Origin of the sequence: Micromonospora sp. GCM10011542 (assembly GCF_042650685.1) — a bacterium.
In the GTDB taxonomy this organism is placed as follows: Bacteria; Actinomycetota; Actinomycetes; order Mycobacteriales; family Micromonosporaceae; genus Micromonospora.
Window position 1 is genome coordinate 1 of sequence record NZ_JBHSBO010000009.1, and the last position, 8,121, is coordinate 8,121.

The window sequence follows — 8,121 nt, forward strand, 5'->3', positions numbered from 1 at the left end:
CCGGACCGGCTCATCCACTGGCGGTCCAAGGGTGAGAAGGGCTCGGTCGACGGCACCGTCAGTTTCCACGAGATCACCCCGGACCTGACCCGCATCCTGGTGGTGCTCGAGTACCACCCGCAGGGTCTGTTCGAGCACACCGGCAACCTCTGGCGGGCCCAGGGCCGGCGGGCGCGGTTGGAACTCAAGCACTTCGTCCGGCACGTGATGACCCAGACCGCGCTCGACCCCGACTCGGTCGAGGGTTGGCGCGGCGAGATCCGCGACTCCCAGGTGGTCAAGGACCACGAGACCGCCCTCCGTGAGGAGCAGGAGGCCCGCACCCGGCAGGAGCAGCGGGGCCGCGGCCGGGAGGCCGAGGAGGAGCGGGAGGAGAGACCGGAGGAGGAACAGCCCCTGCCGCGCCGTCGCGAGCCCGAGTGGGCGCGCCATCGGGACCGCGAGCCCCAGGAGCCCCGGGAACCGCGCGAGGAACGCGAGGACCGGCCACGTCCCCGTCCGGCCCGGCGTCCGGAACCGCCGCGACGGCCGGTGGTGCGCCGCCGGCACGAGGAGCGGAAAGAATAACGGTCGCCATCACCACGGGCGGCAGGCAGATCGACAAGTTCGGGCTGAATTAAGGGCGGCGTCCGGCTCCTCCGTGCTCGACAGCAGCGCGTGATGGTCGCTACGCCCGCCAGTCAGCTTGCCGGCGGCCACCGCTCGACGTCGTTCAGAGGATTGCCGAGCACAGCGCACCGAGAGCGTCGCCGGTCACCGGACCGGTTGTCCGCCGGTGACCGCGCGCGGGCGCCATAGGCGTAGCTGGCCTCTTCCGGTGAGCATGACTAGATCGAAGCGATTTCGGCGGGTTGCCCAGGGCGGCCTGGGAAACCTTGGCTGGGCTGGTGGACGGATCCGTGGGGTCCAGATCGGCCCGGGTGCGACAACGCTGTTAGCGCGAATGCCCAGATGGTGAGCAGTTGGGTCAAGATGCCGGCAATATCGGCGATGCCAGCCCTGGTGAGGTCGTAGGTCAGCAGCTTCGGCGACAGTGTGCGTGCCCCGGGCCGATTCGGGTAAGCGCCGCCGGTCCAGGCCCGTCCGACGTCGGGCCAGCCGAGCCGGAGGCAGGAGCATGAGCCAGAGCGAGGAAGGCCAGCAGCAGGGGCAGGGCCAGCAGGGGCAGGGCCAGCAGGGGCAGGGCCAGCAGGGGCAGGGCCAGCAGGACCAGCAGCGGGACGAGGGACAGCGGAATCAGCAGACTCAGCAGGGCGACACAGTCAGGCGCGGTGATCGCCCGGAGCGGCATGTCAGCCAGGGCCAGTGGCCTTCCGAGGAGACGAGACCGCGCGACCAGTACGAACCGGACGTCCTGCTGGATGTACCGAACCTGCGGGTGGGCAACATCCGGCTCGCCGTGGACGGGCTGGACGCCGACCTCTCCCTGCGGGCGCGACTCGCCAACCTTCTGCTACTCGACGCCGGTGTCCGCGTCAGGCTCGATGCGGTCGAATTGGACATCGAGGACGTGCGGGCCGAGGTTCTGCTCAAGGTCCGCCTGGAACGGCTGGCCGAGATTTTGGACCGCACCCTGACCACAATCGACCGCAACCCCGAAGTCCTGAAGTCGATTGGCGAGACGGCCGCCTCGGCGGCGGGCAACGTGAGCGACGCGGCCCAGCAGGTGACCGGGCAGACCCAGGAACTGACCAAGGTCGTCGACCGCTTGGGTCACGACATCGGCTCCATCAGCGCGCGCGCGGAGTGGAGGGGTGAGGGCGCCCTGTCCAAGGCCGGCGAGGCGGGCGGTCAGGTGACTGGCGGGCAGGGTCAGCAGGGCCAGGGTCAGCCGCAGCAGCAGGGGCAGGGTCAGGGTGCGGGCCAGCCGCAGCAGGGCCCGGGCCAGGAGACGCAGGGTCAGCAGGGCCAGGGTCAGCCGCAGCAGCAGGGGCAGGGGCAGGGTCAGCAGGGTGCGGGCCAGCCGCAGCAGGGCCCCGGCCAGCAGGGGCAGACTCAGCCGAGCCAGGCTGAGACGGCCGCCCAGCCTGCCGAGGCGTTGCGCCAGGCCGGTCGCAACCTTTGGGATGCCATCGCGACCGTGATAGCGCACCAGGGGCCGGGCTCGCAGCAGCAAAAGCAGTAGGAAACTGGGGGCCTGCCGGCACCGGCCATTAGGCATGACAGTCGATGGTGCGCCGTGCTGGCGTTCGGGACGAGGAGGTCGTCCGTCGTGCTTCGGGTGACCGCGCGACTCATCCGAGTGCTGAGGCAGGCAATCCCGTGTCCCTCCGCCTCAGGCCGGACGCGCACCCAGCCAAGCCCAGCATCGACGAGCGCTTGTGCAAGCCGCCGGACAAGTAGCTGTGCCTCCTGTCCGGCGGTGTCGATTTCTACGTCCAAGTGCCAACGCCCATCGCCCGTGCCGGCGCCCGTGACGCTGCCCTCGTCACCGATGGCCTGCTCCAGGAGGTCCTCAACGTCGTCTCGATCGACTGCGTCAGGTAGTGACTGATCGCCAATGATTTCGACGAACATGCTAGAGACGATAGCCGGCAGTGCCGCCACCGTCCTGGGCCGTGGTCGGGCCGTCGGGGCCGTCATCGGGCCGTCGAACGCCGACCAAGAATGACCGACGACGACCGGTAATGCCCGAAGAAACGGCTGGTCAGCCGCCATGTAACGGCGGCTGACCTGGTGGGCGACGGACGAGTCGACCTGTACGCCGGATTCTGGTCTGGACGAGCGACTGGCTACCGTCTGGGCATGCCCGAGGACCGTTTTGCGATCGAGCTAAGCCACGACCAGGCGCTGGTGCTGTCAGACTGGCTCGACCGCGTCATAGGGACGGAAGGGTTCGATCGCCTGGTCGACGACCCTGCCGTCTGGTCTGCGTTGTACAGCATCAGCGGTCCCTTGGAGATCTCGCTGCCTGAGCTGTTCATGCCGGACTACAAGGCGCGGTTGGAAGCCGCTCGCGAACGCCTCCGGGGGAGCGAGCGGCCCATGACGGGTGAGTGACAACCTGGGTGACGAGGGGAGCGGACGGGGCTGCACGCCGAGCCGACCACCGTGGAAGTGGTCCGTCTCGTGTTCTTCGACGAGCAGACGCGCCACACCGCGGAGCGCGTCCACCAGGCCTTCGAGTACGGTCGGTGAACACGCATGGCCGAGAACAGCACGCCTCAGCGCGGCAGAGGACGCAGGCGGCGCAGGTGGCGGCGCGCTGCGGAGGACTCATCCGTAAGATCCCCACATGCAGCGGCAAGACTGTTCTGCTCTCCTCGTTCTACGGCGCCACGCCAGCACTCTCGGTTACACAAGAACTACCTCGGCATGAGGGACTCGGCCCGGCTGCCTGGCCCGGGCCTTCAGCCGGTGAGCGCCGTTCAGTACGGCAGAGCCCGGCCAAGTTGCTGGGCGTAGCCGCGGTGTGCGATGAGGATCGCGTCGAGCCACCGGGCCAGCATCTCGTCGGCCCGGAGCACCCGGGTCGTCTCGGCCTGGAAGGACTCGCGGTCGTAGTGGTAGGCGGACTCGACGTCGGGCTGCGCGGCGAGTGCGTTCTCCAGGTAGTCCTCGACGATGGACCCGAGGTTCGGCTGGACCAGATGGCCGACCTCGTCATCGAAACCGAGGCCCCACCGCAGGCCGTCACCGGTCGAGACGTAAATCTGCGCCACCAGGTCCGCGCGGGCGATCGGGTGCTCGTCCCGGGTCTCGTCGGGGCCGGCCAGGCCGATCAGCTCGGCCGGGAACCGGTCGAGGACAGCAGCCGCAGTGGGAAGATCAGCGAGCTGGTCACCGCGGTAAGCCACGCTGCCCTGGCCCGGGGTGCCGCTTTCCGGCTCGACGCCGGGCACCGCGAACGGCGGGAAAGCACTCATTTCTCAGTCCTTTGTATCGGAGGCCGTGTCGCGGGACGGGCCGGAGCCCGCCCCGCGACACCTGGGATCATTCCACCCGTTCCACCGGGAAGTGGATGGTGAACGGGATCTTGTTCGTCTTCAGGCAGTCGAACAGCTTCTCGGTCATGCCGAGGTCGTTCACGTTGGGCTGACCGCTACCGCTGCCGACGAAGTGCCAGTGGACGCCCTTGACACCCTTGCCCTTCATATCCGGTTTGCCGGCGTTGGCCGCCTTGATCTTCTCCTGGTTGTCGGGGTTCATGTACCAGGCATCCTTCTCGCACTGGGTGACCTGCTCCAGGATCCGGGCGTCGCCCTGGGCGAAGCCCGACTTCACCTCGTGCAGGATCCAGCCGTCGGCGAGTTCCTCGCCCCAGTCGGCGTCCCGGCCGCCCTTGAACCTGTCGTCGTCCGGCCTGGCCAGCGGCAGCTGCGGCCGGCCCACCTTGCCCTGGCTGGCCATCAGCTCGTTGAGGATCGTCTCGCCGTCCGTCCAGCCGTACGCCCAGCGCAGGTTGGGCCCGTCGACGTGCAGCGCGTCCGGGTCGGTCATCATCTCGTGGGTCCGCTTGAGGTCGGTCCGCTTGCCGTTGAGCAGCCGGTCGAAGGTCTTCTTGCTGATCCATCCGTCGGGGACGGCGGAGGCGGTCACGGCCAACGCCGCTGCCGCGTCCTCCGCGACGATAGCGTTGTAGACCTCCGGCATGATGAGCTCGTAGGTGAGCTCCTTGACGGTGTCCGGGATCTTGTCGTAACGGGCGACGTAGCGCGCCGCGTCCATGAGCCGGTGCGCGTACTTCGTGACGAACTTCGCGACCTTGGCCGGGATGGCAACCGCGTCGCCGACGTACGGGACGAGCCCGAGAACGTTGAAACCGACGCTCACCCAGTCGCCGTGGATGATCGCCGCGACGGTGTCGCGGATGTCCGCCAGGGTGCCGGTGATCCAGCCGACCACCGGGATGACGCTGGACGCGCTGGCACACAGGTTGCCGGCGAGCCAGGCCATCGAGTCCTTCTCGGCGAAGTCGCCGGCGAACATGCCGAGCAGGAAGTCGGTGACGTACGTCCACTTGCTGATCTGCTCGTCGAAGCGGCCCGGGTGCAGGCCCTTCGACTCGGCGTTGGAGATTTCGTAGTCGTCACGCAGGCCGTCGTTGTCGGTGTCCTGGTTCAGCGCGCTGATCAGGTAATCGAGCTCGACACTGTCGGAGAGGCCGTCGCCGTCGGTGTCCACCTTGGTCGGGTCGGAGCCGAGGTCCTCTTCCGCGAGGTCCCGCACGCCGTCGCCGTCCGTGTCGATCGGCGTGGGGTTCGGGTTGATCGGCTGGCCGTCGCCGGGGACCGGCGGGGCACGCGGCTGGTCGGGAACCAGCGGGTTGGTGCCCTTGGCCACCTCGGCGCCGTCGTTCAGGCCGTCGCCGTCGGTGTCCGCCTCGGTCGGGGAGGTGCCGAGCCGCTGCTCCTCGAGGTTGGTCAGCCCGTCCCCGTCAAGATCCTCGGCGCCGTCGTTCACCGTGTCGTTGTCGGTGTCGTACGCGTTCGGCCGGGTCCAGCCGGCCAGCGCCGTGATCTCGAACTTGTCGGTGAGCTCGTCACCGTCGGAGTCGGCGAGCAGCGGGCTGGAGCCGAAGCGCAGCTCCACCACGTCGACCACACCGTCGTTGTCGTGGTCACCCTCGTACGTGATGCCGAACCGGGTGAGTACCCGGAAGCCGCTCTCCCAGGCGTCCTCGGCCTGGATGGTGGCGGGCTCGACGTTGGCCTTGACAAGCATCTCGTCGGCCTTGGCCAGGTCACCCTTGGCCGCTTCGAGGTCGGCGAACGCCTCGTCGACGCCGGCCGGAGCGGGCGGCGGAGGCGGGTTGACCCGGTGGAACGGGCCGATCGTGGCCTCGGCGTCCTGGATCGCGGCGTCGGCCAGCAGCCGGACCGCGGTGAGCGCGTTGATCAGCGCGGTGACGTGACCCTGCTCGGCCTCGCCGCTGGGCGGGCTGGCGCCGGTCATCCGGCTCTTGAGGAAGGCCTCGAGGTGCTTCAGGTTGTCGAACGCCGCGGCGGCGTCGGCCGGCCCGTTGAGCCGCGCGCCGTCGAAGTACCGGCTCTTGACGTCGGCCTGCACCGGCTCGAGCCGGCTTTCACCGAGGTCGTCGCCGACATACGGGCGTAGCGCCTCGGTGCCCTCGATGACGGACGCCTTTGCGTCGAGTTGGTACCTGGTGGCCGGGATCTTGGCGATCTCGACCTGCCAGAGCGGCGTCTCGGCGGCGGCCGCCGGTGTGCCGAGGAGGGCTATCGGAGCAATGACGGCCGCGGACAGCGCGGCCGTCATTCTCCGGCGTACCGCAACGATCAACCCGGCGCGTTTCACCGCCCCAACCAGCCTCGTGGATCTCCTGGGACCTACTCGCATGGGACCTCCCCCGTGTGGAGTGGAATGGCCGTCGCCCCGAGGTCGCAAGCACTGCCCGTGCCAGCGCACCAACGTGACGATCTTGCACAGAGGATGTCAAGCATCCACGGATCTCGCTGCCCCACCTTCCAAAGGGGACCAAACAATCGATGCTGGGCCATGCTGCCGTCTGCCCTCGTACAAGACCCTGCCGTGCAACCGAGCGAGAGTTCAGGACTGATAGGGCGCAGGCCTACCGAGGCAGCAAGGAGGCAGCACAAGCCTCGATGTGGCTGGTCCGGAACGTCAACGAACGGCCGCCAGGCACCTGCTCGTATACGTGGGCAGCCTGGTACGCCGCCTCCGATGTGGACATCGACGACGTGTTACCCCTTGCGGAGGCGTGGCGATGCGGTGCCAGCAGCTGGACCACCAGCCGCCGGCAGAGCTTCCCCAACGACCTCACCCGCCCCAACTGATTGCCGTGACCGACATCGTCAACCAGGCCAAGGGCGACCGCCGATCGCGGAGCAGGTCGCCCAGTGGTAGCGGACCCTCGACGAACACCGCTGGTGCACCGGCCGGTGCGGTTCGTGCGGGGCGCCGCGGCGCTGTCGCCCGTGGGCGAAGCTGGACAAGCTGTCCGAGGCGAGACGAAGGCGGCCTGATCTGCAAGATCCGGAACATACGCGGAATGATCAAGCACATCGTGGGTGAGAGGTCAGGCGTATGCGCTGGTAGGAGGAGGGGCTGCGCGTTGAGCGCTACTCCCTTCCTAAACCGTGTGCGGCAGTACCTTGACCCGCCCTTGAGGTTCCCCCGGTAGCTCGGAGGCTTTCGATCATGCTCTGATGGAGCTGAAGGGAGTCATCCGTGGCAGCACCGAAGAAGTACCCCGATGAACTGCGTGAACGTGCGGTGCGTTTGTATCGGGAGTCGGATCCGAGGCCCGTGATCCGCCAGCTGGCCCGGCAGCTGGGCCTTTATCACGAGGCGTTGCGCAACTGGATCCGCCAGGACGAAGCCGACCGAGGCCAGCGCGATGACCGGCCCACCACCTCCGAGTTGGAGGAGCGGCGCCGGCTGCGGCGGGAGAACGCCGAACTGAAACGGGCCAACGAGATCCTGAAAGCCGCGTCGGCTTTTTTCGCCTCGGAACTCGACCCGACCCGGCGACGGTCGTGACGCTCGTCGACGAGCTGAAAGACCGCTTCGGGGTCGAACCCGTCCTCCGGGTCCTCAACGTGGCCGTCTCCACCTACTACGGCTGGCTCGCCCAGGCCGCGAACCCGTCCACCCGGCGACGCGAGGACGCGGAGCTGGCGGTGGAGATCGCGGAGATCCACGATGTGCGGGCGGCACCTACGGCAGTCCGCGAGTGCACGCCATGCTGCGCCGCCAGGGCCGCCACGTTGGCCGCAAGCGGGTCGAGCGGTTGATGCGCGACGCCGGCCTGCAAGGGGCGTTCCTGCGCAAGAAGTGGCGCATCCCCTCAACCCGGTCCAACCCGAAGGCGACACCGGCTCCGGATCTGGTCAACCGGCAGTTCACGGCTGCGGCGCCGAACCGGCTGTGGGTCGCCGATGCCACCCGCATCCCCTGCGGCGAGGGCGTGTTCTGGCTGGCTGCGGTTCGCGATGTGTTCTCCAACCGCATCGTGGGCTGGCGCTGCTCCGACCGCTGCGACACCGACCTGATCCTCGGCGCGCTCGAATACGGCATCTGGTCCCGCGGCGTCCGCGACGGACAACTGATACACCACTCAGACCGCGGATCGAACGGCGGATTCAACTGGTCGTCGCAACACCTTGATCACGGAGGTTTGCGATGGGACGCGGTAAG

Annotated in this window: 7 protein-coding genes and 1 pseudogene; 6 read left to right on the forward strand and 2 right to left on the reverse strand. The window is 68.4% G+C overall.

The window, feature by feature from the left end; translation table 11 throughout:
- The 3 genes and pseudogenes from ACFOW4_RS02590 to ACFOW4_RS02600 form a co-directional block, all read left to right on the forward strand.
- A pseudogene (locus ACFOW4_RS02590) lies at positions 1-567 on the forward strand (cyclase); the annotation flags it as partial.
- Between the two features lie 550 nt (positions 568-1,117).
- Positions 1,118-2,125 (forward strand): hypothetical protein, encoded by a 1,008-nt coding sequence (locus tag ACFOW4_RS02595; protein ID WP_377524068.1) that lies wholly within the window; start codon positions 1,118-1,120, stop codon positions 2,123-2,125.
- 620 nt (positions 2,126-2,745) lie between these two features.
- Positions 2,746-3,000 carry a hypothetical protein gene (locus tag ACFOW4_RS02600; protein ID WP_377524070.1) on the forward strand — a complete coding sequence of 85 codons (255 nt, stop codon included), beginning with the start codon at positions 2,746-2,748 and terminating at the stop codon, positions 2,998-3,000.
- 368 nt (positions 3,001-3,368) lie between these two features.
- On the opposite strand, the gene ACFOW4_RS02605 is transcribed toward ACFOW4_RS02600, so the two are convergent.
- A complete protein-coding gene (locus tag ACFOW4_RS02605) occupies positions 3,369-3,866 on the reverse strand; it encodes a hypothetical protein (RefSeq protein ID WP_074316583.1) in 498 nt (165 codons plus the stop codon).
- Between the two features lie 67 nt (positions 3,867-3,933).
- On the reverse strand, positions 3,934-6,219 hold the full coding sequence (locus ACFOW4_RS02610; RefSeq protein ID WP_377524071.1) for a hypothetical protein: 2,286 nt from the start codon (positions 6,217-6,219) through the stop codon (positions 3,934-3,936).
- A gap of 933 nt (positions 6,220-7,152) precedes the next feature.
- Here ACFOW4_RS02610 and ACFOW4_RS02615 point away from each other — a divergent pair.
- From ACFOW4_RS02615 to ACFOW4_RS02625, 3 genes are all read left to right on the forward strand, one after another.
- The gene (locus ACFOW4_RS02615) at positions 7,153-7,464 is read left to right on the forward strand and encodes a transposase (protein ID WP_377524073.1); all 312 of its coding nucleotides are present in this window, start codon (positions 7,153-7,155) and stop codon (positions 7,462-7,464) included.
- The gene (locus ACFOW4_RS02620) at positions 7,461-7,718 is read left to right on the forward strand and encodes a hypothetical protein (protein WP_377524075.1); all 258 of its coding nucleotides are present in this window, start codon (positions 7,461-7,463) and stop codon (positions 7,716-7,718) included. The genes ACFOW4_RS02615 and ACFOW4_RS02620 overlap by 4 nt, the downstream gene beginning before the upstream one ends.
- Positions 7,667-8,121: DDE-type integrase/transposase/recombinase (locus tag ACFOW4_RS02625; protein ID WP_377524077.1), on the forward strand; the 455-nt coding region annotated here is incomplete at its 3' end. The genes ACFOW4_RS02620 and ACFOW4_RS02625, both read left to right, overlap by 52 nt.